At 47.5% G+C, this 24,610-nt stretch carries 37 protein-coding genes; all 37 read right to left on the bottom strand.

All coding sequences use genetic code 11. The annotated features are described in order from the left end of the window. Nucleotides 1-10: 10 nt before the first annotated feature. Nucleotides 11-1,249 carry an Mbeg1-like protein gene (locus HXT47_RS01610; protein WP_004105456.1) on the bottom strand — a complete coding sequence of 413 codons (1,239 nt, stop codon included), beginning with the start codon at nt 1,247-1,249 and terminating at the stop codon, nt 11-13. A gap of 129 nt (nt 1,250-1,378) precedes the next feature. Further along, the gene (gene rplQ / locus HXT47_RS01605; RefSeq protein ID WP_004129014.1) at nt 1,379-1,813 is read right to left on the bottom strand and encodes a 50S ribosomal protein L17; all 435 of its coding nucleotides are present in this window, start codon (nt 1,811-1,813) and stop codon (nt 1,379-1,381) included. Nucleotides 1,814-1,890: 77 nt separating this feature from the next. Continuing rightward, complete coding sequence (locus tag HXT47_RS01600; RefSeq protein ID WP_004574084.1) at nt 1,891-2,886, bottom strand: DNA-directed RNA polymerase subunit alpha; 996 nt, start codon at nt 2,884-2,886, stop codon at nt 1,891-1,893. A 79-nt stretch (nt 2,887-2,965) separates the two neighbouring features. Then, on the bottom strand, nt 2,966-3,364 hold the full coding sequence (gene rpsK, locus HXT47_RS01595; RefSeq protein ID WP_004105468.1) for a 30S ribosomal protein S11: 399 nt from the start codon (nt 3,362-3,364) through the stop codon (nt 2,966-2,968). A gap of 83 nt (nt 3,365-3,447) precedes the next feature. Next, entirely contained in the window at nt 3,448-3,825 is a 378-nt protein-coding gene (rpsM, locus tag HXT47_RS01590) for a 30S ribosomal protein S13 (RefSeq protein WP_004105472.1), read from the bottom strand. Between the two features lie 144 nt (nt 3,826-3,969). Continuing rightward, on the bottom strand, nt 3,970-4,083 hold the full coding sequence (gene rpmJ / locus HXT47_RS01585) for a 50S ribosomal protein L36 (protein ID WP_003842636.1): 114 nt from the start codon (nt 4,081-4,083) through the stop codon (nt 3,970-3,972). Nucleotides 4,084-4,103: 20 nt separating this feature from the next. After that, entirely contained in the window at nt 4,104-4,322 is a 219-nt protein-coding gene (infA, locus tag HXT47_RS01580; protein WP_004105485.1) for a translation initiation factor IF-1, read from the bottom strand. Nucleotides 4,323-4,464: 142 nt separating this feature from the next. Next, nucleotides 4,465-5,025 carry an adenylate kinase gene (locus tag HXT47_RS01575; protein ID WP_004574085.1) on the bottom strand — a complete coding sequence of 187 codons (561 nt, stop codon included), beginning with the start codon at nt 5,023-5,025 and terminating at the stop codon, nt 4,465-4,467. A gap of 28 nt (nt 5,026-5,053) precedes the next feature. Next, complete coding sequence (gene secY, locus HXT47_RS01570) at nt 5,054-6,397, bottom strand: preprotein translocase subunit SecY (RefSeq protein WP_004574086.1); 1,344 nt, start codon at nt 6,395-6,397, stop codon at nt 5,054-5,056. A gap of 195 nt (nt 6,398-6,592) precedes the next feature. Next, complete coding sequence (rplO, locus tag HXT47_RS01565) at nt 6,593-7,048, bottom strand: 50S ribosomal protein L15 (RefSeq protein WP_004105490.1); 456 nt, start codon at nt 7,046-7,048, stop codon at nt 6,593-6,595. 2 nt (nt 7,049-7,050) lie between these two features. After that, nucleotides 7,051-7,233: a 50S ribosomal protein L30 gene (gene rpmD, locus HXT47_RS01560; RefSeq protein ID WP_004105491.1), complete on the bottom strand. Its 183-nt coding sequence runs from the start codon at nt 7,231-7,233 to the stop codon at nt 7,051-7,053. After that, entirely contained in the window at nt 7,233-7,961 is a 729-nt protein-coding gene (rpsE, locus tag HXT47_RS01555; RefSeq protein ID WP_004574087.1) for a 30S ribosomal protein S5, read from the bottom strand. The genes rpmD and rpsE overlap by 1 nt, the downstream gene beginning before the upstream one ends. Next, nucleotides 7,958-8,329 carry a 50S ribosomal protein L18 gene (gene rplR, locus HXT47_RS01550; protein ID WP_004109670.1) on the bottom strand — a complete coding sequence of 124 codons (372 nt, stop codon included), beginning with the start codon at nt 8,327-8,329 and terminating at the stop codon, nt 7,958-7,960. Before rplR ends, rpsE begins: the two co-directional genes overlap by 4 nt. A 1-nt stretch (nt 8,330) precedes the next feature. Further along, on the bottom strand, nt 8,331-8,870 hold the full coding sequence (rplF, locus tag HXT47_RS01545; protein WP_004105494.1) for a 50S ribosomal protein L6: 540 nt from the start codon (nt 8,868-8,870) through the stop codon (nt 8,331-8,333). Between the two features lie 16 nt (nt 8,871-8,886). Beyond that, a complete protein-coding gene (rpsH, locus tag HXT47_RS01540; RefSeq protein WP_004105495.1) occupies nt 8,887-9,285 on the bottom strand; it encodes a 30S ribosomal protein S8 in 399 nt (132 codons plus the stop codon). Nucleotides 9,286-9,371: 86 nt separating this feature from the next. Continuing rightward, the gene (locus tag HXT47_RS01535; protein WP_003808046.1) at nt 9,372-9,557 is read right to left on the bottom strand and encodes a type Z 30S ribosomal protein S14; all 186 of its coding nucleotides are present in this window, start codon (nt 9,555-9,557) and stop codon (nt 9,372-9,374) included. A 1-nt stretch (nt 9,558) separates the two neighbouring features. Next, nucleotides 9,559-10,131 (bottom strand): 50S ribosomal protein L5, encoded by a 573-nt coding sequence (gene rplE / locus HXT47_RS01530; protein ID WP_004109679.1) that lies wholly within the window; start codon nt 10,129-10,131, stop codon nt 9,559-9,561. Then, nucleotides 10,128-10,463 (bottom strand): 50S ribosomal protein L24, encoded by a 336-nt coding sequence (gene rplX / locus HXT47_RS01525; protein WP_004105501.1) that lies wholly within the window; start codon nt 10,461-10,463, stop codon nt 10,128-10,130. The genes rplE and rplX overlap by 4 nt, the downstream gene beginning before the upstream one ends. A gap of 1 nt (nt 10,464) precedes the next feature. After that, the gene (gene rplN, locus HXT47_RS01520) at nt 10,465-10,833 is read right to left on the bottom strand and encodes a 50S ribosomal protein L14 (protein WP_004574089.1); all 369 of its coding nucleotides are present in this window, start codon (nt 10,831-10,833) and stop codon (nt 10,465-10,467) included. 91 nt (nt 10,834-10,924) lie between these two features. Continuing rightward, nucleotides 10,925-11,191 (bottom strand): 30S ribosomal protein S17, encoded by a 267-nt coding sequence (gene rpsQ / locus HXT47_RS01515; protein WP_004114365.1) that lies wholly within the window; start codon nt 11,189-11,191, stop codon nt 10,925-10,927. Nucleotides 11,192-11,193: 2 nt separating this feature from the next. Further along, the gene (gene rpmC, locus HXT47_RS01510; protein ID WP_004105502.1) at nt 11,194-11,445 is read right to left on the bottom strand and encodes a 50S ribosomal protein L29; all 252 of its coding nucleotides are present in this window, start codon (nt 11,443-11,445) and stop codon (nt 11,194-11,196) included. Next, nucleotides 11,445-11,864, bottom strand: a complete 420-nt coding sequence (gene rplP / locus HXT47_RS01505; RefSeq protein WP_004109684.1) for a 50S ribosomal protein L16 — start codon at nt 11,862-11,864, stop codon at nt 11,445-11,447. Before rplP ends, rpmC begins: the two co-directional genes overlap by 1 nt. Before the next feature lie 4 nt (nt 11,865-11,868). Continuing rightward, nucleotides 11,869-12,687: a 30S ribosomal protein S3 gene (gene rpsC, locus HXT47_RS01500; protein WP_004574090.1), complete on the bottom strand. Its 819-nt coding sequence runs from the start codon at nt 12,685-12,687 to the stop codon at nt 11,869-11,871. 2 nt (nt 12,688-12,689) lie between these two features. Continuing rightward, complete coding sequence (gene rplV, locus HXT47_RS01495; RefSeq protein WP_004105510.1) at nt 12,690-13,049, bottom strand: 50S ribosomal protein L22; 360 nt, start codon at nt 13,047-13,049, stop codon at nt 12,690-12,692. Nucleotides 13,050-13,065: 16 nt separating this feature from the next. Then, nucleotides 13,066-13,344 (bottom strand): 30S ribosomal protein S19, encoded by a 279-nt coding sequence (rpsS, locus tag HXT47_RS01490; RefSeq protein ID WP_004114357.1) that lies wholly within the window; start codon nt 13,342-13,344, stop codon nt 13,066-13,068. Nucleotides 13,345-13,359: 15 nt separating this feature from the next. Further along, nucleotides 13,360-14,190: a 50S ribosomal protein L2 gene (gene rplB, locus HXT47_RS01485; RefSeq protein WP_004574091.1), complete on the bottom strand. Its 831-nt coding sequence runs from the start codon at nt 14,188-14,190 to the stop codon at nt 13,360-13,362. Between the two features lie 34 nt (nt 14,191-14,224). Next, nucleotides 14,225-14,521 carry a 50S ribosomal protein L23 gene (gene rplW / locus HXT47_RS01480; protein ID WP_004105515.1) on the bottom strand — a complete coding sequence of 99 codons (297 nt, stop codon included), beginning with the start codon at nt 14,519-14,521 and terminating at the stop codon, nt 14,225-14,227. Between the two features lie 5 nt (nt 14,522-14,526). Further along, on the bottom strand, nt 14,527-15,192 hold the full coding sequence (gene rplD, locus HXT47_RS01475; RefSeq protein ID WP_004105517.1) for a 50S ribosomal protein L4: 666 nt from the start codon (nt 15,190-15,192) through the stop codon (nt 14,527-14,529). 5 nt (nt 15,193-15,197) lie between these two features. Then, nucleotides 15,198-15,848 carry a 50S ribosomal protein L3 gene (gene rplC / locus HXT47_RS01470; protein ID WP_004105519.1) on the bottom strand — a complete coding sequence of 217 codons (651 nt, stop codon included), beginning with the start codon at nt 15,846-15,848 and terminating at the stop codon, nt 15,198-15,200. A gap of 16 nt (nt 15,849-15,864) precedes the next feature. After that, the gene (gene rpsJ / locus HXT47_RS01465) at nt 15,865-16,173 is read right to left on the bottom strand and encodes a 30S ribosomal protein S10 (RefSeq protein ID WP_003808013.1); all 309 of its coding nucleotides are present in this window, start codon (nt 16,171-16,173) and stop codon (nt 15,865-15,867) included. 322 nt (nt 16,174-16,495) lie between these two features. After that, nucleotides 16,496-19,201 carry a bifunctional acetaldehyde-CoA/alcohol dehydrogenase gene (gene adhE / locus HXT47_RS01460; RefSeq protein WP_004105523.1) on the bottom strand — a complete coding sequence of 902 codons (2,706 nt, stop codon included), beginning with the start codon at nt 19,199-19,201 and terminating at the stop codon, nt 16,496-16,498. Nucleotides 19,202-19,568: 367 nt separating this feature from the next. Then, a complete protein-coding gene (rpsI, locus tag HXT47_RS01455) occupies nt 19,569-20,057 on the bottom strand; it encodes a 30S ribosomal protein S9 (protein ID WP_004105525.1) in 489 nt (162 codons plus the stop codon). Nucleotides 20,058-20,074: 17 nt separating this feature from the next. Further along, complete coding sequence (gene rplM, locus HXT47_RS01450; RefSeq protein ID WP_004574093.1) at nt 20,075-20,524, bottom strand: 50S ribosomal protein L13; 450 nt, start codon at nt 20,522-20,524, stop codon at nt 20,075-20,077. A 260-nt stretch (nt 20,525-20,784) separates the two neighbouring features. Then, a complete protein-coding gene (gene malQ, locus HXT47_RS01445) occupies nt 20,785-22,959 on the bottom strand; it encodes a 4-alpha-glucanotransferase (RefSeq protein ID WP_004105528.1) in 2,175 nt (724 codons plus the stop codon). Nucleotides 22,960-22,967: 8 nt separating this feature from the next. Beyond that, entirely contained in the window at nt 22,968-23,594 is a 627-nt protein-coding gene (locus HXT47_RS01440; RefSeq protein ID WP_004105530.1) for a hypothetical protein, read from the bottom strand. A gap of 10 nt (nt 23,595-23,604) precedes the next feature. Then, a complete protein-coding gene (locus HXT47_RS01435; protein ID WP_004574095.1) occupies nt 23,605-24,273 on the bottom strand; it encodes a YigZ family protein in 669 nt (222 codons plus the stop codon). A 15-nt stretch (nt 24,274-24,288) separates the two neighbouring features. After that, on the bottom strand, nt 24,289-24,582 hold the full coding sequence (locus tag HXT47_RS01430; protein ID WP_004574096.1) for a metal-sensitive transcriptional regulator: 294 nt from the start codon (nt 24,580-24,582) through the stop codon (nt 24,289-24,291). Between the last annotated feature and the right edge of the window lie 28 nt (nt 24,583-24,610).

Genomic DNA, 24,610 nt, shown 5'->3' with positions numbered 1-24,610 from the left:
AGACTTTACACTAGCTTTTCTTATCCGAACCGCCCACAAGCGCAAAAGCGCTCATAACACTACGAATCAGCTCATGAGTCTTTGAATCCATATGCATCGCAACCTTCAATAATTTAGGAACAACTTCCGACCAATGCAAAGACATTTCATCAAAAGTTGGGTAACCCAAATTACTAAAAATCTTATAAACAGCGTCAATCCTGCGCTTGCGCTCTTCAAACGGCAAATTCATCATCCACTCGTTCGCTGCCTTAGAAACTGCCAGCGCGCGCGGCGTTACGCAATCGCAGTAATCAAAATCGCCATTCTTAACTTGCCAATACATGCCAAAATGTTGCATTAAGCCAATAGAATCGGCAGTCGTGACTTTATACGGCACCCCAGTATCCATAATCAGTCCAATAAAAGCAGACTGCGGAACTACTTTTTCAATACGACTTGAAACATTCGCAAAAACGCTTGTATCCACTACATCAGACGCAAAACCAGGGCCGTCCATAGAATAAATTTTTGATACAAGGTCACCTAGTTTTTGACTTGTAGCATCTAAGCGCATAGCCGCATAAGCAGCCATGTTCCCACCTTTTGAATGACCGACAACAATAATATTTGAATTATTATTTTGCAAGTCTACGGAAGATTTTGAAAAGCGGGCAAAAAGTTTGTTCGCAAAAAGTTTATTAAAGAAGTTTTTATTAGAATAACGTTTGCTATATCTTTGCGCTACAGAAGTCAAATATTCAGCAGCAGATTCTTGCGCTGGCACTGGGCAGCGGAAAGCCATGTTGAAATCTTCTTTCCACCCAACAAGCGTATTATCAGTGCCACGATACGCAACAACAAGAGTATGAGGATTATCAATCCCCTCGCAATTGCTAAGATCAAAAGTAACTCCAGCAAACTGCTGTTCTAATGATTCGTCAATATTTGATTCATCAAACCTCTCAAGATACTCCCCTACGCGAATTCCCCTATACCTAGGGCTGGAAGCGACAGCAAGAAGCAGCTTCCTACGGAATTTATCTACTTTAGGAGCCCCAGAAGCAAACATTGACGAATAGTCTTCTATTCTAAGCAATTCGTTAATAGATACAGTCGAAATATTCTTTGGATTATCGCAATATTTTGGCACGGAAGTTGGCATATTTATATAAGATAGCTCGCACAAAATCAGCGCATCCACGGCATTAAACTTGCGCTGAGCGAAGGTAGAGAAATCGTTGCGCAACAAATCAATAATATTCGGCATAACTTAATAATAATACAAATAAAAAACGAGCCGAGGAACTAACCTCGACTCGTCTTAGCAATTCTTTAAGAAGCGATTAAACGCTTGCTTTAAGATTCACTTTACCGATGCGTAAAGCTGGAATATAAACTACTCGGCAGCTTCTTCTTTAGCTGCAACCTTAGTAGCTGCTTCAGCTTCCTTCACAACAGCCTTCTTTGGGCTTACTGGCTCAGTCACGAGCTCAATAATTGCCTGAGGAGCGGTATCACCACGACGTGGAGCAATCTTCACGATGCGGGTGTAACCACCTTCACGCTGCTTCATCTGCTCAGCAATCTGAGTGAAAAGCACGTGAACCACGGACTTGTTGCGAATTACACGCAACACACGACGACGCGAATGTAAATCGCCACGCTTAGCGAATGAAATCAAACGCTCAGCAAGCGGACGAAGACGCTTTGCCTTTGGCAACGTCGTTACGATACGACCGTGCTGGAAGAGGCTGGTCGCCATATTGGCCAGCATCAGGCGCTCATGAGCCGGGCTAGAAGCCAGACGAGGGCCTTGTTTCGGTGTAGGCATTATTACTCCTTATTGTCGCATCGCTCAGGTGGGCATCAACCCGAACATCCGAACGTTACGACGATTGCAGGCGGAACTTACTCGTCTTCAGGCGAGAAGAAAGTGCCACCTTCGAGATTATTGGCGTCGAAGCCAATCGGTGAAGCCTTCAAAGACAGACCCATTGCCTGCAACTTCTCTTTAACTTCATCGATGGATTTCATGCCGAAATTACGAATATCGAGCAAATCCTGCTCAGTGTGAACTACCAGTTCGCCGACTGTATGAATACCCTCACGCTTCAAGCAATTATAGCTACGCTGAGTAAAATTCATATCTTCAATCGGTATAGCCAACTGAGAATCAGCTTCATCATGAGTTGGCGCTGGACCAACTTCAACACCTTCAGCATCAACGTTAAGCTCACGGCAAAGACCGAAAAGCTCAACTAAAGTCGAGCCTGCAGATGCAACTGCATCACGCGGTGTAATAGCTGGCTTGGTTTCCACATCCAGGATGAGCTTATCGAAGTCCGTGCGCTGTTCCACGCGGGTAGCTTCGACCTTATAGCTCACCTTCAAAACTGGTGAGTAGATCGAATCCACAGGAATGCGGCCGATTTCGCTGTTCTCCTGCTTGTTCATCTGAGCTGGCACGTAGCCGCGACCGCGTTCAACAGTAAACTCAATTTCAAGTTCACCATCTTCTGCGAGTGTAGCAATATGCAAGTCAGGGTTAGCAATAGTAACACCGGCTGGAGGAGTAATATCTCCAGCAGTGGCTTCACCTTTACCATTCTTGCGCAAATACATCACTACAGGCTCGTCGTACTCACTCGTGAGCACGATGCCCTTGATGTTCAGCAGAATTTCAGTGACATCTTCTTCAACACCTGGCAGAGTCGTAAACTCATGCAGAGCTCCAGAGATGCGAACCGAAGTAACGGCAGCACCTGGAATAGAGCTTAACAAGGTACGACGCAGCGAATTGCCGAGAGTGTAGCCAAAACCTGGTTCCAGCGGCTCAATAGTAAAGCGAGAACGCTGGGGATTCAGTGATTCCTCGGTAAGTGTCGGACGCTGTGCGATAAGCACTTTGGTATCCTTTCAGCTTCTGGTCGGTGGTGCACTCGCCGCCCATAAGCGGGTTGGATGGATGGATTCGTAAGAGTGCTCAGACGCGGCGACGCTTTGGTGGACGTACGCCGTTATGCGCTTGCGGGGTAACGTCGGTAATAGAACCAACTTCGAGACCCGCGGACTGGAGGGAACGGATAGCGGTTTCACGACCGGAACCTGGACCCTTAACAAACACGTCGACCTTCTTGAGGCCATGCTCCATTGCCTTGCGTGCGGCAGACTCAGCAGCCATACCTGCAGCGTAAGGAGTCGACTTACGGGAACCCTTAAAGCCGACATCACCGCCGGAAGCCCAAGAAAGGACTGCACCGGATGGATCGGTAATGGAGATAATCGTGTTATTGAATGTTGATTTAATATGCGCCTGCCCAACCGGCACCGACTTGCGGTCCCGGCGACGCGGCTTGCGCGAGGCTTGCTTTGCAGCTGCCATTGACCCTCGTTTCCTAATGACGAATGAGTTGGTATGTCTAGACGATGGAAATATATCCGTGGCCTAGAGCCGACCACCGACTACTATCGGGTGGCCTTCTTCTTCCCGGCGACAGTACGCTTCGGACCCTTGCGAGTACGAGCATTAGTCTTGGTACGCTGACCACGCACAGGAAGACCCTTGCGATGACGCTGGCCTTGATAGCAGTTGATCTGAATCTTACGACGGATGTCAGCGTCGATCTCACGACGCAAATCGCCTTCAATCTTGTAATTGGCCTCAAGATAATCACGCAAGGTGATCAGCTGTTCATCCGTAAGATCCTTGACGCGAGTGTCCGGATTAACACCGGTCGCGGCAAGCGTTTCCTTAGCGCGAGTACGACCAACACCAAAAATGTAGGTGAGGGCAATCTCAATGCGCTTCTCATTGGGAATATCTACTCCGGCAAGACGTGCCATTGTAATTCCTTTACTGTTACGCAGGTCGTGCACCAAGTCTTCCGCATTAATAGAAATTAAATGCGGCCTGGGCCTGCGCACCCAGGGTTCAGCTTCTGCTGTGACTTAGCGCCTTATTCTTTGTATTCCGCGATGGAAATCTGCTCAGCCCTGACGCTGCTTATGACGTGGGTTAATGCAGATCACCATGACGCGGCCGTGACGGCGGATCACGCGGCAGTTTTCGCAGATCCTCTTCACGCTAGGGCTGACCTTCATGGTTTTCCTTTGCTTGTACCTTACTTATAACGGTACGTAATACGCCCACGATTCAGATCGTAAGGGCTCATCTCTAGCACTACACGATCTTGAGGAAGAATGCGAATATAATTTTTACGCATCTTACCAGAGATCGTAGCTAAAACAATGTGCTCATTCTCAAGCTGAACGCGAAACATCGCATTTGGTAGTGCTTCTACTACCGTGCCTTCGACTTCAATCACACCGTCTTTTGCCATGAGCCTCGTTCCGTTCCTTGGGCATACTACTTTGCGCATCCGAAGACACGCCAATCTTCTATAATACAGTAAATGCGTCCCATTCAACACTCGGCGTGTCGAACAGAACGCATCTTACTTTTTAAATTTAAAAACGCACTACTTAATTAAGTGATTCAACAATGCGATTATTGATTTCCTTAATATCTCCAACGCCATCTACTTCAACCAACTGACCGCGGCTATCATAAATATCAAGCAATGGAGCTGTTTCTTTCTCATACGTTTCCAAACGCTTAGCAATTACTTCTGGAGTATCGTCAGAACGGCCTTGCTCCACTGCACGCTTTTGCATGCGTTCGAGCAAAACATCGCGCTCAGCCTCGAGAGCCACAACGTGATCAAGAGGAGTGCCAAGCTCTTCCAACATACGATCTAAAGCTTGAACCTGAGAAGCGTTGCGAGGATAACCGTCGAGAATCCAACCACTCTTTGCATCATCTTGAGCAAGACGATCCTTAACAATGTTGTTAGTCAGCTCATCTGGAACCAACTCGCCCTTGTCAAGATATCCCTGAACCTGTTTTCCAAGCTCAGTATGATTCTTAAGGTTATAGCGGAAAATATCACCAGTAGAAATCGCTGGAATGCCATAATGTTCACTTAACAAAGCGGCCTGAGTGCCTTTTCCAACGCCCTGTGGACCCATAATTAGTAATCGCATATTCATCTCCTTGGCTCGCTAACTGTAGTTACTTAGATACTTGCTTTTGCTCATCATGCTTGAACAAGAAACCAGCATACTGGAATTGTTCAGTCTGAGCCTTTGCTTGACGCAACGTATCCAAACCAACGCCAGCAATAATCAAAATTGTTGTACCACCGAATGGCAATTTTGTATTCAAATGCAAAGCCATAATCAAAACGGTAGGAATCAATGCAACAAAGAGCAAATAAATAGCACCGACAGTATTCAACCTGTTCATAACATAGCTAAGATAATGACTTGTAGCACTACCAGCGCGAATGCCTGGTATGAAGCCACCATACTCTTTCATGTTATCTGCAGTCTCATCAGGATTAAAAGTAATCTCTGTGTAGAAGAAGCAGAAGAACACAATCATTACTGTGTAAAACGCAATATACCAAGCAGAAGTGGAATTAGCCAAATTAGCTTCAATCCAATTCACCCAAGCCTTGCTCTTATCTCCAAACTGGGCAATAAGAGTAGGAACAGCAAGAATTGACGAAGCAAAGATTGGTGGGATAACACCACTCATATTCACCTTTAATGGCAAATAAGTCGAAGAGCCACCATACATTTTTCGGCCAATCATGCGGCGCGTATACTGCACAGGAATACGACGTTGAGCAAGCTCAACAAAGTCAACAAATATGAGGATAACAATCAAAACGCCACCAACAATAGCGAACTTATTCCAATCGCCATTAGAACCGTTGGTGCCCCAACCAATTTCCCAAAGCTTTGGCAAGAAGCCAGAGCAAATAGACATAAAGATTAAGACAGACATGCCTTGACCGATACCCTTATCGGTGATGAGTTCTGCCATCCACATAATAAGACCAGTACCGCCAGTCATGATCAAAACCATGACAATAAGGCTCCACATGCTTCCGTCTGGAATAATATTATTTCCGCACTGATAATTAAACAAAGCACCCGTACGTGCTGTTACCAAAATCGTAGTAGATTGCAAAATTGCCAATCCAATAGTTAGATAACGCGTGTACTGCGTAAGCTTTGTTTCTCCAGACTGACCTTCCTTATGAAGAGCTTCAAAGCGAGGAATAACCACGCGCAAAAGCTGAATCACAATGGAAGCAGTGATGTAAGGCATAACACCCAAAGCAAAAATAGAAAGCTGCAACAGCGAGCCACCTGAGAACAAGTTAACTAACCCAATAAAGTTCTCGCTCGATGAAGCTAATTTAACAGTGCAAGCATGCACAACTTTATAGTCCACACCCGGAATCGGAATAAATGAACCAATACGATAAATAATTATCATAGCGAAGACGAAGAGGATCTTGTTCCTCAACTCCTTCGTCCTGAAGGCCTGGATTAACGTTTTCACCTGGGTCTTCCTCCCTTTTTTCGCGCACTCCTAGGCGCAACAGTGCAAAAAACAAACTCTGAGGCAATAGTTTAACCCACGGTACCTACTGAAATAGGTTATTGGTGAGTTTTGGTGATAAAAATAGTCCCTCTAGACAATGCTAGAGGGACTATCACAGATTTATAACTGCATCAAGCTTTAAGTAGCCTTTAACTACTCTTCGCTGATGGAGCCGCCGGCAGCCTCAACCTTTGCCTTAGCAGAAGCAGAAGCTTTCATACCCTTAAGAGTCAAGGCAACAGTCAATTCACCATCACCAAGAACCTTTACAGGATAGCCATCACGTACAGCGCCCTTAGTAATAAGGTCAGCTACAGTAACCTCGCCACCCTTTGGGAAAAGTTCAGCAAGATCTGCAACGTTGACGACTTGGAATTCCTTCTTGAAAGGACTCTTGAAGCCACGCAACTTAGGCAAGCGCATGTACAGTGGGAGCTGGCCACCTTCGAAGCCAGGACGAACCTGATAACGCTTCTTTGTGCCCTTATCACCACGACCTGAGGTCTTACCCTTAGAGCCTTCACCACGACCTACACGGATGCGATCCTTCTTAGCTCCTGGAGCTGGACGCAACGTGTGCATATGCAGCATTGGTTCTTCGTTAGCCATAATCAGTCGACCTCCTCGACGCTCACCAAGTGGCGAACGGCCATAACCAAGCCACGATTGACGGGGGTGTCCTCGCGAACTACGCTGTGACCAATCTTATGAAGGCCGAGCGTATGAACATTCGCGCGCTGGCGCTCAGTTGTATGAACTAAACCATGCACCAGAGTGATCTTCAAATTTGACATCACTCACCATCCTTTGCTTCAGATGCCTTGGCGGCCTGAGCTTCTTCGCGAGCCTTGCGAGCTTCGGCAATGCCGGCAGCACGCTCACGGAGCAAAGCATCAGGAGCGACTTCCTCAAGAGAAAGACCACGACGAGCAGAAATCTCTTCTGGCTCTTCGAGCTTCTTCAAAGCGTCCACAGTAGCACGCACTACGTTTACAGCAGTTGCAGAGCCCATGGACTTGGTGAGGATGTCCGTAATGCCGGCGCATTCCATAACAGCGCGCACAGCACCACCAGCAATTACACCAGTACCTGGAGCAGCTGGACGGAGCAACACAGTACCAGCAGCATCGTGACCGAGCACTGGATGAGTGACGGTACCACGAATGCGTGGAACAGTGAACATATGCTTCTTAGCGTCAAGCTGACCCTTAGCAATAGCAGCTGGAACTTCGCGAGACTTGCCGTAACCAACACCAACAGTGCCCTTACCGTCGCCAACAACAACAAGTGCTGCAAAGCTAAAGGTACGACCACCCTTGTGGGTCTTGGAAACACGGTTAATAGTAACTACGCGATCCAGAAGCTCTTCGCCACGGTTTTCTTCACGACGATTACGACGTTCGCCGCGCTTACCCTCGCCCTTGTTACGGCGAGAACGACGATCATCGTTACGCTCCTCAGCGGATGCCTGAGTGTTCTGAGTTTCTTCAGCCACTTGGGTTTCCTTTTCGTTGTCGCTCACAGTGCCAGACCTCCCTGACGGGCGCCTTCAGCCACTGCTGCGACGCGACCATGATATTTGTTACCGCCACGGTCGAAGACTACAGCGGTGATACCCGCTTCCTTCGCCTTAGCCGCTACTAATTCGCCAACCTTGGTTGCAGCTTCAGTCTTCGTGCCAGTGAAACCAGCGAAGTCAGCAGTCAAAGTGGAAGCGCTTACCAAAGTAATTCCCTTGGTATCATCCACAATCTGAGCAACCATATGACGGTTAGAACGGGAAACAACTAAACGAGGACGTTCAGATGTGCCGGCAATGTGCTTACGAAGACGGGCGTGACGACGCAAACGTGCGACTTTGGTACCCTTACCGAAAATCTTAACGCTCATATCACTTACCAGCCTTTCCAGCCTTGCGCAGGATACGTTCATCGGTGTACTTAATACCCTTACCCTTGTAAGGTTCTGGAGCACGAAGCTTACGAATGTTAGCAGCAACCTGGCCAACAGTCTGCTTATCGGTGCCCTTTACGATTACCTGGTTAGGATTTGGCAACTCGAACTCAATACCTGCCGGTGGTTGAACGGTAATAGTGTGAGAATAACCGAGCGAGAACTCAATGCCCTTGCCCTTCATCACTGCACGATAACCGGTACCGACAATATCCAAAGTCTTGGTGTAGCCGTCATGCACACCCTTCACCATAGAAGCAACAATTGCGCGAGCCAAACCATGCTTTGCACGAGTTGGGCGCAAATCGTCAACTGGAGTCAGAACAATCTGATTGTCAGCGACTGCTGCGGTGATTCCCTCTGGAATTTCATAAGAATCAGAACCCTTAGCGCCTTTGACGCTGAAGGACTGACCTTCAATCTTTACTTCCACGCCTGCAGGAATGTCGACGGGGAGCTTACCAATATGCGATGCCATCTTCAGCTCTCCTTTCTCACCATACGTAGGCGACGATTTCGCCGCCAATGCCTCGATCGAGGCATTCCTTCTGAGTCAACAATCCCGAGCTGGTCGAGATAATAGCAATACCGAGGCCACCAAGAGGCATTGGCAAAGCATCAGACTTTGCGTAACGACGCAAGCCTGGCTTAGAAATGCGCTTGATGCCTTGGATAGAACGCTGGCCATTGGAGCCATACTTCAACGTAATTTCCAACGTCTGTCCAACCTTAGCTTCCTTAGCAGCGAAGTCCTTAATATAGCCTTCGTGCTTCAGAATCTCGGCGATATTCGCCTTGAATTTGGAGTACGGCATTTCCACGGTATCGTGCTTTGCCGCGCTCGCATTACGCAGACGTGTCAACATGTCTGCGATTGGATCTGTCATTGTCATGTGGGCTAACGCCCTTTCTCGCCGTGGTTTCCACCGCCTCTATATGAGAACTTTGTCTTCAAGCAGTGGACCTTCAGCGTCGATATTTACCAACTGGACTTCGTAACACCCGGCAACTCACCGCGATGAGCCTTCTCACGAAGGCAGATGCGGCACAGACCGAACTTGCGATACACGGAGTGAGGACGACCACAAACCTGGCAACGCGTATAAGCGCGTACCTTGAACTTCGGCTTGGCGGCCGCCTTGTTTTTCAGAGCGGTTTTTGCCATTTCAGTTCTCCTTGAATGGGAAACCGAGGTGCTTAAGCAAAGACTTGGCCTCCACATCGTCCTTGGTGGTAGTCACCACGGTGATGTCCATACCACGCTGATGATCAATCGAGTCAGGATCGATCTCATGGAACATAGACTGTTCCGTAAGACCAAAGTTGTAATTACCCTGACCGTCAAACTGGTTGCCATTGATACCACGGAAATCGCGGATACGAGGCAAAGCCAGAGTGAGCAAACGATCCAAGAATTCCCACATACGATCGCCACGAAGAGTTACGTAAGCACCGATAGCCTGACCTTCGCGCAAATGGAACTGAGCGACAGACTTCTTTGCCTTAGTTACCTTTGGCTTCTGGCCGGCAATCAAAGTGAGATCCTTAATCGCACCTTCGATGAGCTTAGAATCACGAGCTGCAGCGCCGACGCCCATAGAGACGACAACCTTCTGCACGCGAGCCACCTGCATAGGATTAGTGTGGCCGAATTCTTTCTCCAAGGCTGGTACGATTTCATCCTTGTATTGTTGCTTTAAGCGCGGAGTTGCCGGCAACTCAACTGTAGTATCGGTCATGCCAGCTCCTTTCCGGACTTCTTGGCGACACGCACGCGCACGGTCTTAACCTTGCCGTCACGAGCCTCTTGCTTAACAATCACGCCAACGCGTGTAGGCTGCTTGGTCTCTGGATCAATAACCATCACATTAGAGCGATGGATTGGAGCCTCAACCGAAACAATGCCCGCCTGCTGACCCTGCTGGGTGGCGCGAACGTGCTTCTTAACGACCTGAACGCCTTCTACGATCAAACGGTCATCGGCTAGTACACGAACTACTTTGCCTTCCTTACCGCGATCCTTGCCGCGAATGACCTTCACCTGGTCGCCGGACTTAATCTTGGCTACCATATCAGATCACCTCCGGAGCAAGGGACACAATCTTCATGAAGCGCTGATCGCGCAATTCACGACCGACTGGTCCGAAGATACGAGTGCCTTTTGGTTCACGACCGGAGCCGAGAATTACGGCGGCGTTCTCATCGAACTTAATATAGGAACCATCGACACGGCGATGTTCCTTGACAGTACGGACGACGACAGCCTTAACTACGTCGCCTTTCTTGACCGACCCGCCAGGGATCGCGTCCTTGACGGAGGCGACGATGATGTCGCCGATGCCGGCATAGCGTCGCTTCGATCCACCGAGCACGCGGATGGCAAGTAACTCCTTAGCACCCGTGTTGTCGGCGACATGAAGCCGCGTTTCCTGCTGAATCATTGATTCTCCTTAGCCGAGCTGGTTCTCCCCACTCACCTGTGTCTACCACAGTAGCAGACACAGGTGAAGCGCGGAGCCTTGCCGAACTTGTTTACTTGGCGCGCTCGATAATCGAGTCGAGACGCCAACGCTTGGTCTTGCTCAGTGGCCGAGTTTCCATAATACTCACGAGGTCGCCAATATGTGCCTCATTGTGTTCATCATGGGCTTTGACCTTGCGGGTGGAGCGAACGACTTTACCGTAAAGCGGGTGTGTCGAACGCTGCTCCAGCTCAACGGCGATTGTCTTGTCCATGGCCTCGGACACGACGTAGCCGCGACGAACCTTGCGGAAGTTGCGCTCTTGGTTCTCAGCCATGCTTACTTCTCCTTGACCTCAGTGGCGCCAGGCTCTTGGCTGATGCCGAGTTCACGCTCACGCAGGATAGTATACATCCTGGCAATGTCGTGCTTGACCGCCTTGAGGCGAGCGCTGTTTTCGAGTTGACCAGTTGCTGCCTGGAAGCGCAAGTTAAATAGCTCTTCCTTAGACTTCTTCAAGAAGCCTTCGATCTCAGCATTTGTCTTCTCGTTCAAATTCTTGATGGTGTAGTCTGCAGTTCCGACTGGCATCAGATGTCACCGCCTTCACGCGCAATAACACGGCATTTCATTGGGAGCTTATCGATAGCGCGGCGCAAAGCCTCGCGAGCGATGTCCTCAGAAACACCACCGATCTCGAACATTACGCGTCCTGGGTGGATGTTGGCAATCCAGAATTCTGGAGCACCCTTACCGGAACCCATTCGCGCACCAAGCGGGTGCTTGGTTAATGGACGATCTGGGAAGATCGTAATCCACACACGACCGCCACGCTTAATGTAGCGAGTCATTGCGATACGAGCTGCCTCGATCTGTCGGTTAGTGATGTAAGCCGGAGCCAGCGCCTGAATACCAAAATCGCCGAAAGCGATCTCGGTGCCACCCTTAGACATGCCGCTACGGGTAGGACGGTGCTGCTTACGATATTTAGTCCTCTTTGGGATAAGCATCTGCTCACTCCTTCGTTTCCGTTGCGGCAGGAGCTTCAGCAGCTGCAGCTTCAGCTGGCTTTTCAGCCTGTGCTTCAGCAGCCTTCTGCTGGTTAGCAGGACGTGCGCCACGACGTGGACGACGATCGCCACCACGACGACCTTCACGCTTACCCTGCTGAGCCTGCTGCTCTTCGAACTCACGCTCGGTCATATCACCCTTGTAGATCCAGACCTTTACGCCGATACGGCCGTATGTGGTCTTAGCTTCAAAGAAGCCGTAATCAATCAAGGCACGAAGAGTCTGCAGTGGAACGCGACCCTCGCGATAGAACTCAGAGCGGCTCATTTCGGCGCCACCAAGGCGACCGGAGAGCTTGATACGGATACCCTTGGCACCTGCACGCATTGCATCTTGCTGTGCCTTACGCATAGCACGACGGAATGTAACACGGTTTGTCAACTGCTCCGCAATTCCCTGAGCAACCAACTGAGCGTCAAGTGCAGCATTCTTCACTTCGAAGATGTTGAGCTGTACTTGCTTGCCTGTGAGCTTCTCGAGCTTTGCGCGAACGCGCTCAGCTTCAGCGCCACGACGACCGATGATAATACCCGGACGAGCAGTGTGAATATCTACACGAACGCGATCACGAGTGCGCTCGATAACGATACGAGATACGCCAGCACGCTCGAGGTCATGGCTCATTTCCTTGCGAATCTTGTCATCCTCAAGGACGAAGTCACGATAACGCTCGCCAGCTTTGTTGGAGTCAGAGAACCACTTAGAGCGATGATTCTCGGTGATGCCCAGGCGATAGCCGAAAGGATTGATCTTCTGACCCATCTTTAGCGGGCTCCTTCCTTAAGCGAGACGATAACAGTGATATGGCTTGTGCGCTTGTTAATGCGCGCAGCGCGACCCTGTGCACGAGCACGGAAACGCTTAAGCGTTACACCCTCGTCCACATAGGTTTCCTTGATGACCAAGTCCTGCTCACGGAATGGTTCACCGGCTTTTTCAGCCTTAACGCGAGCGTTAGCGATCGCGCTTTCAAGAACCTTGCGCACCGGCAATGATGCGTCCTGAGGAGCAAACTTCAAAATGGTAATAGCTTCGCTTGCACGCTTGCCTCGGATGAGGTCGACCATGCGGCGAGCCTTGCGCGGCGTCACGCGAACGTGACGAGCGATTGCTTTAGCTTCCATGTGTCCTAACTCTCCTTTAGCGGCGTGCCTTTTTGTCGTCCTTCACGTGACCCTTAAAGGTCTTGGTCGGGGCGAACTCACCGAGCTTATGACCAACCATGGCTTCGGTAACGAATACCGGCACATGCTTGCGGCCATCATGTACGGCAAAGGTGTGTCCAATGAAATCAGGAGTGATCATCGAACGACGCGACCAAGTCTTAATGACATTGTGCGTACCCTTGTCGTTTTGCTCGTCGACTTTCTTCTGCAAGTGGGCGTCGACGAAAGGGCCCTTCTTGATGCTACGAGTCATCTATTCGACACTCCCTTACTTGCGGTTCTTACCATTCGGGCGACGACGAACAATCATCTTGTTCGAAGCCTTCTTTGGACGACGTGTACGAACCTCGCCCTTGCCCCATGGAGAAACTGGTGGCTTACCACCACGGGTGCGACCACCATGTGGATGGTCCACAGGGTTCATGGATTCGCCTCGGGTGATTGGTCTACGACCAAGCCAACGTGCGCGACCTGCCTTACCAAGCTCGATATTGGCGTGATCGGAGTTACCTACTTCGCCAACAGTAGCGCGGCAACGAGCGTCCACGTTACGAATTTCGCCAGACGGCATACGCAACTGCGCATAAGCACCATCCTTAGCGACGAGCTGAACTGCGGCACCAGCGGAACGAGCAATCTTCGCACCACCAAGTGGACGAAGTTCAATTGCGTGAACCACGGTACCGGTTGGGATATTCTTCAGAGGCAGGTTGTTGCCTGGCTTAATATCAGCCTGAGCGCCGGTCTCAATAACATCACCCTGGGCAACGCCTTCAGGAGCGATAATGTAACGCTTCTCACCGTCTGCGTAATGCAACAAAGCGATGCGAGCGGAACGATTAGGGTCATACTCAATATGAGCGACCTTTGCTGGCACGCCATCCTTGTCCCAACGCTTGAAGTCGATGAGACGATACTGACGCTTGTGACCGCCGCCGCGATGGCGAGAAGTCATGCGGCCGTAAGAGTTACGACCACCAGTCTTGCTGAGTTTGCGTACCAGCGACTTTTCAGGCGTAGAACGCGTGATCTCGGCAAAATCCGAAACCGAAGCGTTACGACGGCCTGCAGTCGTCGGCTTATAAACGCGGATAGCCATAATATAGTATTCCTTTACTTTTCTCGGCTAGCCTTCAGTTACCAAAGATGTCAATCGTTTGACCTTCAGCCACGGTGACAATAGCACGCTTCTGGTTCACACGACGGCCGAAACCGGTGCGAGAGCGCTTCAACTTGCCAGCGCGGTTCAAAGTGTTAACGTTTGTCACCTTGACCTTGAAGATTTCTTCGATAGCCTGCTTGATCTGAACCTTGTTAGCATCTGGAGCCACTACGAAAGTGTACTGACCACGATCAGAAGCTGCGTAACTTTTTTCAGAAACAACTGGCTTAAGAATTACGTCATGTGCTGGGTTATGGACTGCGACCATTTAAATCAGGCCTCCTTAACGACAGGCTCGGTCTTAGCAGCAACGAAGGCTTCGAAGCCTTCCTTGGAGAAGACGACGTACTGAGCTGTAACAACATCGTAGGTGTTGAGCTGATCAGCGAAGATCACGTGAACAGTTGGAATGTTGCGTACAGACATCCACTCATTGATGTTCTCACGAGAAAGAACAACAGTAGTGAATTGGTTATTGGTCACAGGAGTAAGTGCTGCAACAGCTGTCTTGGTGGATGGAACATCCTTAATACCAAAGTCAACTACAGCAATACGTCCAGCATTTGCACGATCCGAAAGAACGTAGCGAAGAGCAGCTGCCTTCATCTTCTTCGGGGTGCGCTGATCGTACTTACGAGGAACTGGACCGTGAACAACGCCACCATGTACCCACTGAGGAGCACGAATGGAACCCTGGCGAGCACGACCGGTGCCCTTCTGCTTCCATGGCTTCTTACCGCCGCCGGAAACATTAGCACGATTCTTCACAGCATGGGTGCCCTGACGAGCAGCAGCAAGCTGAGCGATTACGACCTGATGAACCAGTGGACCGTGAGCTAAAACGTCTTCGTTGGAGATGCCGAAAATTTCAGCAGGAGCTTCAACGGTTCCGCTTGCATTGCCCTTAGTATCAGTGACGTTCAGAGTTACGTTTGCCATAATTATCAGGCTCCCTTCACTGCCGAACGGACGAGAACGATTGCGCCCTTAGGACCTGGAACAGCGCCCTTAATAGCGAGAATGCCGTTCTCGACATCCGAAGAAACGATTGTGAGGTTAAGCGCGGTGGAAGTCACATGACCCATGCGACCAGCCATACGCTTGCCCTTCAAAATGCGGCTTGGAGTTGCGCAAGCGCCCACAGAACCTGGGCGACGTTCGTTCTTGTGCGAGCCGTGAGTACGGCGATAGGACTTGAAGCCCCAACGCTTGATAGTGCCAGCAAAGCCCTTACCCTTGGTAGTGCCAGTGACATCTACTTCAGAACCCTCAGCGAACAATTCAGCAGTCAATTCCTGACCTGGCTGATAATCTGCTGCGTTCTCGGTGCGCACCTCAGCGAGGTGACGACGAGGAGTTACACCAGCCTTTGCAAAATGACCAGCCAATGGCTTAGTCACCTTGGTAGGATCAATCTGGCCATAACCGAGCTGTACTGCGCAATAACCGTCAGACTCTACAGTCTTTACAGCGGTAACTACGTTAGTAGCAACTTCAACCAGAGTTACGGGGACGAAGAAGCCGTTTTCATCCCAAACCTGCGACATACCCAGCTTGCGGCCGAGCAATGCAGTGCGATTCTTATTCTGCGACATTACTTTCTCCCCCTTCCTACAGCTTGATCTCGATGTTTACATCCGCAGGCAGGTCAATGTGCATCAAAGAATCCACAGCCTTTGGCGTTGGATCTACGATGTCAATGAGGCGCTTATGAGTGCGCATCTCGAAATGCTCGCGAGAATCCTTGTATTTATGAGGAGAACGGATAACAACAAACACGTTCTTCTCGGTCGGCAGAGGAACCGGACCCACTACTGTGGCGCCCGCGTTCGTCACCGTCTCGACGATTTTCTTCGCCGATTGGTCGATGACCTCATGGTCATAGGACTTAAGCCTGATGCGGATTTTCTGTCCCGCCATTGCCGTCCGCCCTTTCTAGCGATTCGTTTACTGTTTACCAACCTGAATTCAAGGGCACCGGCGAGAATAAACCCCTAGGGTAATTCCACATCAGTGCGCGGCATCAAAAACCTATTCATACAAAAAGATTTCGATTCAAAGTTTTTGCTTCCGCGCTCGCTTTTTTTAATTACAATATGCGAGCCTTAAAACAGGCAACTAAGTAATTAAACCATCAACCTTCGATTATTAAAAACCGGGCGTGTCGGCTATTTTCCAACAAAAAATGGCAGAAACTACAATTAGTTGAGCTTCTGCCATTATTAACTAAATACGCAAATAATTACGCCGCTTCACGCTCCAAACGCATACGATGGCCTTCTTCTTGAGAAACACCATAATATGCAGCAATAGCAATATCCTTCATATCCTCAATTTGCGGAATACGAGGATTTGCAGGCGCACACTGATCTTCGTAAGCACGCATGCCAATATTGTCAAGTATCGACCAGTAGTACTCTTCGTCTACGCCACAAGCCTTAAACGAAGCGTCCATTCCAAGCTTTTCATTTCGATACTCTTCAACAGCACGAGCAAGATTTTCAACGCCTTCTTCAGGGGTTTTACCAGGATCTACACCGAGATTCTTAGCGATCTCCTGATATCTCTCAAGAGCAATATAGCGGTTGTACTTTGGCCAGCTAGTTGGCTCTTGCGGAATTTGACCGTTATAGCGAATAACGTAAGGCAGCAAAATTGCGTTTGTATGACCGTGTACAACGTGGCACAAAGCACCAATAGTATGAGCCATAGCGTGGCACATTCCTAAGAATGCAGAACCAAACGCCATTCCAGCCATAGTAGCTGCATTATGCATTTTTTCTTGCGCTTCAACCTTGCGCTGAGAATCTTCGCAATTCACAGAATCGTTGAGATTTTCCCAAATAAGTTTCGAAGCATGCAAAGCCATAGCATCCGTAAAATCATTTGCGTAAACAGAAACATAAGCTTCCATAGCATGAGTTAAGGCATCAAAACCAGAATCACATGCCAATCGACGCGGCTGCGTACGAGCCAAAACAGGATCGACTATTGCGACCGTTGGAGTCAAAGCGTAGTCCGTAATAGGATACTTGTATCCAGTCTTGTGATCTGTAATAACAGCGTAAGGCGTAACTTCAGAACCAGTTCCGGAAGAAGTTGGTATGCAAACAAGCTTAGCTTTGCTGCCAAGAGGCGGAATCTTAAATGCGCGCTTACGAATATCGAAGAACTTTTCTCGCAAATCAGCGAAAGAAATCTCCGGATGCTCATACATAAGCCACATAATCTTAGAAGCATCCATTGGCGAACCACCACCAACAGCAATAATTGTGTCTGGCTGGAATTCGTCACGCATCATTGCAGCCCCTCGCTCAACTGTTTCAACGCTTGGCTCAGGCTCAACGTAATCAATAATACGGAAGCTAACGCGATTATCTCGAGCACGAAGCTGATCAACAATCTTATCGACTACGCCAAGTTGCTCCATAACCTTATCGCACACAATAACTGCGCGCTCAACGCCGTACATATCCCTCAAATAACGAATAGCATTCGGCTCAAAATAAGTTTTAGCCGGAATCTTGAACCATTGCATATTATTATTCCTTCGTGCAATACGCTTAATATTAAGAAGATTTATAGCTTGTACGTTGCCGGAAACGGAATTTCCACCATAAGATCCGCATCCAAGAGTAAGCGAAGGAGCAATCGCGTTGTAAATATCTCCAACGCCACCAAGAGATCCAGGAGAATTCCAAACAATTCTGCAAGCATGCATACGAACACCATATTCGCGCACAAGATCTTGATTATTTGTGTGAATTACAGCAGTGTGACCAGCTCCATGTACAAGCATCTGCTCGCACATCTTGAAGCCTTGTTCCTTATTTTCTGCACGAAGCATTGCGTGTACAGGAGCGAGCTTTTCCATAGTAAGCGGCTCCATTTCGCCAACTTCTTTGCACTCTGCAACCAAAATCACAGCATCATCTGGAATTTCAAATCCAGCTTCGTGCGCAATATATTGCGGAGACTTACCAGGAACAACGGAATTAAGTTTTGGTGTATTTCCAGAATATGCAGTGCATCCAAACATATATTGTTCAAGCTTAGCTTTTTCGTCAGCATTAACAAAATATGCTTTCCTGCGCTTCAATTCGCGAAGTAATGGCTCATACACATCCTTATGCGCAATAATTGCTTGCTCTGTTGCACAAATCATTCCGTAATCAAAATGCTTTGAAAGAATCAAATCGTTTGCAGCGCGCACAATATCAACGTCACTATCGACATATGCAGGAGCATTTCCTGCACCCACACCAAGAGCAGGTTTTCCTGAAGAATACGCTGCCTTAACCATTCCAGGACCGCCTGTTGCAAGAATAGTTGCGATCTTTGGATGTTTCATCAATGCACCGGTAGCTTCAATTGAAGGATGCTCAATCCACTGAATGCAATCTTTTGGCGCACCAGCAGCCACAGCAGCATCGCGAACAATTCGAGCTGCTTCAGAAGAGCACTTTTGCGCAAAAGGATGGAATCCAAAAATAATTGGACAACGAGTCTTAAGTGCAATAAGCGACTTAAAAATAGCTGTAGAAGTTGGGTTAGTAACTGGAGTTACGCCTGCAACAATACCAACCGGTTCAGCTATTTCGTCAATTCCGAGAACATCGTCCTCGCGAATAATACCAACTGTTTTTTGACCTGCTAGATAATGCGTAATATGTTCGCATGCAAAGATATTTTTTGTAGCTTTGTCTTCTACTAGGCCACGACCTGTTTCATCGACAGCCATCTTTGCAAGAACCAAATGTTTATTCAACGCTGCCACTGAAGCTTTAGCAACAATATGATCGATTTGCTGCTGATTAAGCTTCTCAAACTCATTCAAAGCGACGGTTGCTTTTTCAACAAGTTGATCAACTTCATTTTGAGCAGCTAACGCAACGTCATCAGCACTAGCAGTTTTGCCAGTCTCGGCTTGGTGTTGTGCCTCAACCATGAGTATCCTCCTCGATAGTTCCACCAGCGGTACCAATAGACTTATGAGCAGACTAATTTAGTATTCACCGCTAAATATGTGATACAAGTCACAATTTAGCCTCTTTGCTGTACTTTCGCATCTTTGAAGCGAGTTGCGCTATTTATGAGCGAGCTTTATCCTCTATTGTTCGTTATTTGTTCTTATTTGTAATAATTTATGTTCAATTAATAGATAAATTTTTCTAGAATGTCAATTTTAACGGCTAGTTGCACACTATTTATAACATTTACTCAACAAATTTAATTTAATTTAATAAATAATAAAAAATACAAAAAATGGCTCCCAGCAAAACCAGGAGCCATTTGCAAATATAAATTCGCGAAACTTAACGCTTCGAGAACTGAGGTGCACGACGTGCCTTGTGCAAACCAGCCTTCTTGCGTTCCACAACGCGAGCGTCGCGGGTCAAGAAGCCAGCCTTCTTCAAAGCAACACGGTTTGCATCGCGATCGATAGCATTCAATGCACGAGCAACACCCAAACGAATAGCACCAGCTTGACCAGTGGTACCACCACCGTCAACGAGGACTACAACATCAAACTTGCCTTCAAGCTTGAGCAACACGATTGGTGAATTCACTTCGCGCTGCAACAAACGAGATGGGAAGTACTCCTCCAAAGTGCGACCATTGATAGTCCACTTGCCGGAGCCAGGAACCAAGCGCACGCGAGCAACAGCTTCCTTACGACGACCAGTGCCATAGCCTGGCTCGATGGCGGAAGTACCAGTGCCTGCACCAGCATTGGTTTCAGTGGTGTAGCTAGTCAGTTCTTCTTCGTTCTCAAGAACCGCGGAGTTGTTATTTTCTGCCATATCTATTCTCCTTGATCTCACTTAGCCTGCTGAGAGACCTGAGCGATCTCGAAGACCTGTGGCTTCTGCGAAGTGTGCGGATGCTCAGCGCCGGTGAACACACGAAGACGGTCAAGCTGCACCTTAGCAAGACGATTCTTTGGAAGCATGCCCTTAACGGCAGTCATGATAATACGCTTTGGATTCCTCTCCAAAAGCTCTGCATAGCTATCACGACGAAGGCCGCCTGGACGACCAGAGTGGGAATACAGTTCCTTGCTCAACTTATTGCCAGTCAAAGCAATCTTTTCAGCGTTAATAATAATAACGTGATTGCCAGAATCAGCATGAGGAGCAAACGTTGGCTTATTCTTACCACGCAGCAAGATTGCTACCTGAGAGGCCAAACGACCAAGTACCACGTCAGTGGCATCGATGATGTACCAGTCATGAGTTAAATCTGCTGGTTTCGGTGTGAAAGTCTTCACAATCGTACCTTTTCTCTATTGTGTTTCGAGCTTATATTTTCTTGGTTTATAGAAAATATTTTACTCATAATCCGTGGGCTCCCTGAAAGTCCTCGATGGCGAGTGGGAAAAGCGCTTTGAAGGACCCCTTAGGGAAACACAACAATCTGCAAGTATATCGCCAAGTGGCGACTACTTGCAAATGTATATTTTATATAAGGCTGAGACGAATACAAAACAAATTGCTAAACAAATTGTCAAACAAAATAAATCACAAAATGTTATGCATTCATAATCGCAGCAAGCGAGCGCACGCGCGGCAAATCAAACATAGTATCCAAAGACACCGGATTGCCGTCACTATCAGCTAACGGAATACGCCAATTTGGATACTCGTCATTCGTTCCAGGCTGATTTTGCGCACGATACTCTCCAACTGCATCAACCAAAGAAGCAGCAAGCAAACGCGAAGGAGCAGCCTTCAAAGCGCGGTACAATGCTTCAATAATTTCCTGAGTATGAGCATCCTCATCTTCAAGCAACTGAGCATCCAAATAACCACCTTTGACCAACATTCGCATCATAGCGCGATGCTCTGCCTCAGCGCCAGCGCGGAATTCTTCAACAGAACCAGTAAGCAAGTGCAAACGCTCACGAATATTAACCTGTTCATAGCGCAAATAGCCGGCAGCAGGAGGCAAATCATGCGTATTTACAGATGCAAGCGTCATTTCGCGCCACTTGTCTGGAGTGCGGAATTCGCCGTCACGCTCTTCGAACCATTCAACCGTGCAACCAAGCACAGCCTTCTTGCGCAACACTTCCAAAGCATTTGCAGGCAAAACACCCAAATCTTCGCCAACAACTACACCGTGAGCGCGAGCGGCTTCAATTGCCAAAATGCCAAGCATAATATCAGCATCGTAGTAAACATAAGCACCGCCACTTGGAGCTGAACCTTCTGGAATCCACCATAAGCGGAAAAGTCCAAGAATATGGTCGATGCGAACAGCGCCTGCTGAAGCAAACATTCCATGAACCATATCTCGGTATGTTTTAAAACCAGTACGCTCAAGCTCAAATGGATGCAAAGGTGGCTGAGACCAATCTTGACCTTGCTGATTGAAGTAATCAGGCGGAGCACCAACAGTAGCTCCGTTAGCAAATCGCTCTGGATTCCACCAAACTTCAGATCCTGCAGGATGCACGCCAACAGCCATATCAGACATAATGCCGATTTTCATACCAGCATTACGAGCAGCAACTTGAGCATCATGCAATTGCGTAAAAGCAACCCACTCAAGCCAACGATAAAACTCAAGAGTATCTGGGAAACGATTAGCTAATTCGCGAACTTGATCAGAATCCTTAGTAAGAGTCCTCTCCCAGCAATCGTCACCCTTTGGAGCACCCCACTTGTCATAGCACAAGCACCAAGTAGCATAAGATTCAAGCCTGTCACCCATCTCCTGCTTAAACTCATTAAAAACGCGAGCGCGAGTTTCAGACATACCAGCCTTGAAAATCAGCCACAATGCACGCATTTTTACACGCCACATGGAATCACGGTCTATTATTTGCGCGTCATTGTTAAGCGGCTCAACCTGTCCATGAAGCTTTTCAATTTCTTTGCGAGTTTTATCGTTTAACGTTTCGTACTCAGGAATACTTTCTGGGCGAATATACGTTACATTTACCATTCCTCGAGCAACCGGCAGGTATGGAGATGGAGTAAGCGGAGTTATAGGCTCACCTGCATGCATTGGGTTTATTAGCACAAAGTCAGCACCAGTTTTTTGCTTAGCTTCAGTAAGAAGAGTCGCCAAATCAGCAAAATCACCAACGCCCCAAGACTTTGAAGAACGGATTGAGTAAAGTTGCGCCATCCATCCCCAAAGCTGTTCTCCATTTGGTTCCAAGGAATTAAGCGTATCAATGCTTTCTGGAGCACTAATAAGTGTTGCCTCTTCTTGACGCTCACCAACCGTCACACGCAATGTGTGATAACCCATTGGCACATCTTCAGGAATTTTTATAAGAGATGTTGCAACAAATTTTCCATTTACAGGGTATGCAACATCATTTTCGTTAGGAACAATAGTTAAATCGCCTTTATATTGTTCACCATTTTCCAATGTCAATGTTGCAACTGGGTATTCTAATATTCCCGTATTAACTGTAACTTCATCACATTTGCCAACAGTGTGCAAAATAGTTGGCGCAATAATGCGTCCATGTCGATACGCTAAAACGTCGTTTGTAGATTTTTCTATTGCCTCATTGGTCGAAGCGTCCACGCCTAATGCGCCTAAAACCGAAACTAATACGTTATCTTGAATCTCGTGTTTTTGATTATCTGAACCAATAAAACTCACGCCAACGCCCATTAATTCAGCAAGACGGTGTAATGGCTTCATTGCTACTTCTTCATCTGTTGTATTATCCATACGCTCCATTATTCGCGTTAGCAACGACTGCGCGCCGCTGATGATACATCTTCAGATTTATCGTTACATAATTCTTGCAGCACATTTTGTGGAACACCAGGATTTAACGCAACAGCTCTTCGTACCATGGAAGCTAATACAGTTGGAGCGTTTTCTTCTGCACTAACACCAAGGGAGGCCAAATATTTCAATGTTTCAGCACTTATGCCATCCGATTGCGCACCCTCTAAACGCATTTTCCAAGAAGCTTTTGGATTGCATAATGCAGCATTTCGAACTGCGTTACATGAATCTTTAGTAAGTCTTCCAACTAACCAATTTTTAGCATTTTTATTTTCAGCAACAGCCAAACGCACTTTATCAGCAGAATCTTCAGAAAGTTTCACTAATATGTTTGGAAAAGGCATTTCTGTAGCTAAATAAATACGGTCTTCTTCTGGAGTATTGATATTACCTGCAACTGCTTCAAGCAAGGAAGTGGCTCTAGAAAATGCCGCTTGATCTGATCGATCCGGTAATTCTCTCCTAGCAAATTCATGAAGCTCAGCTGAATCTTCGCTATGTCGTAAATGCTCATATACAGCAGTTAAAGGTTCATAAGATGAATCGTCAGTAGTGTTTGTTTTTTCATTAGTCTTTTCCATGAAATCACCTTTAACGCTTAGTATCTATCAGCTTATTACTTAGAGTACCATCTGCTTCCGGCACAACGCTTCCAGAAAAAGCATTCTGAACCATATCAAGAAATTCTTGTGATTTTAAAGTTGGAATAGCAATATTAAGAGAAATTTCAGCACCATAAATTTCGTTGTCAATTATGCCTTCCATTTGACTTACAATATGTTGCAACATTCGCAATTGTTGATATTGCAACTTGCAAGTAAAACGAGTGCACGTAATAATATCAACTATTTGCGCAGATTCTACTGCCATACTTGCTGCACGCGCATAAGCTCTGGTTAGACCACCAGCTCCAAGCAAAATACCGCCAAAATATCGCGTTACTGTTACTACACAATCTGTTAAATTTGACGATCTAAGTACATCTAATATTGGTTTTCCTGCTGTCCCAGTTGGCTCACCATCGTCACTCATGCGCTCACGCAATTGAGCTTTCGATGAGCCACAAATTGCAGCATAAGCAACATGACGAGCTTTAGGATTCTTAAAACGCACTGATTGCATAAATTCCACAGCATCGTCAAGATTGTCAATATGACAAATACATCCAATAAACTCTGATTTTTTCTCTACGAAAGAAGCCTCGAAAGGCTGCGATTGCAATTGACGAACAGTGTGCAGAATATTATGCGAATTAATCACTAGATACTACCAATACTACGCTTTTTCGTAACGCAATAACCTGTCAATGATACCAGAAATATCTTCCATTGCTGCATCGGCACCTCCTTCGGTACCAATTTTTACAGATTCATGTATTTCTTTATTGACATGTTCCCTTGCCACTATCACTGCTAAAGAATGTAAAGCAGCAGTTGCAGCGGAAAGCTGCATAAGAACATCTTGACACTTCGCATCGTTTTCAATCATAGTATTGACTGCTGCAAGCTGACCTTGTACTCGATGCATGCGTACTATCAGTTTTTCTTTATCAATATCATAACTTTTCATCATTACTCCGATTTATCAATTACATAAC

The organism is Gardnerella sp. DNF01205 (assembly GCF_049244135.1).
GTDB lineage: Bacteria > Actinomycetota > Actinomycetes > Actinomycetales > Bifidobacteriaceae > Bifidobacterium > Bifidobacterium leopoldii.
The sequence above is the reverse complement of the archived record's forward strand: the minus strand, read 5'-3'. Positions and strand labels throughout refer to the sequence as shown.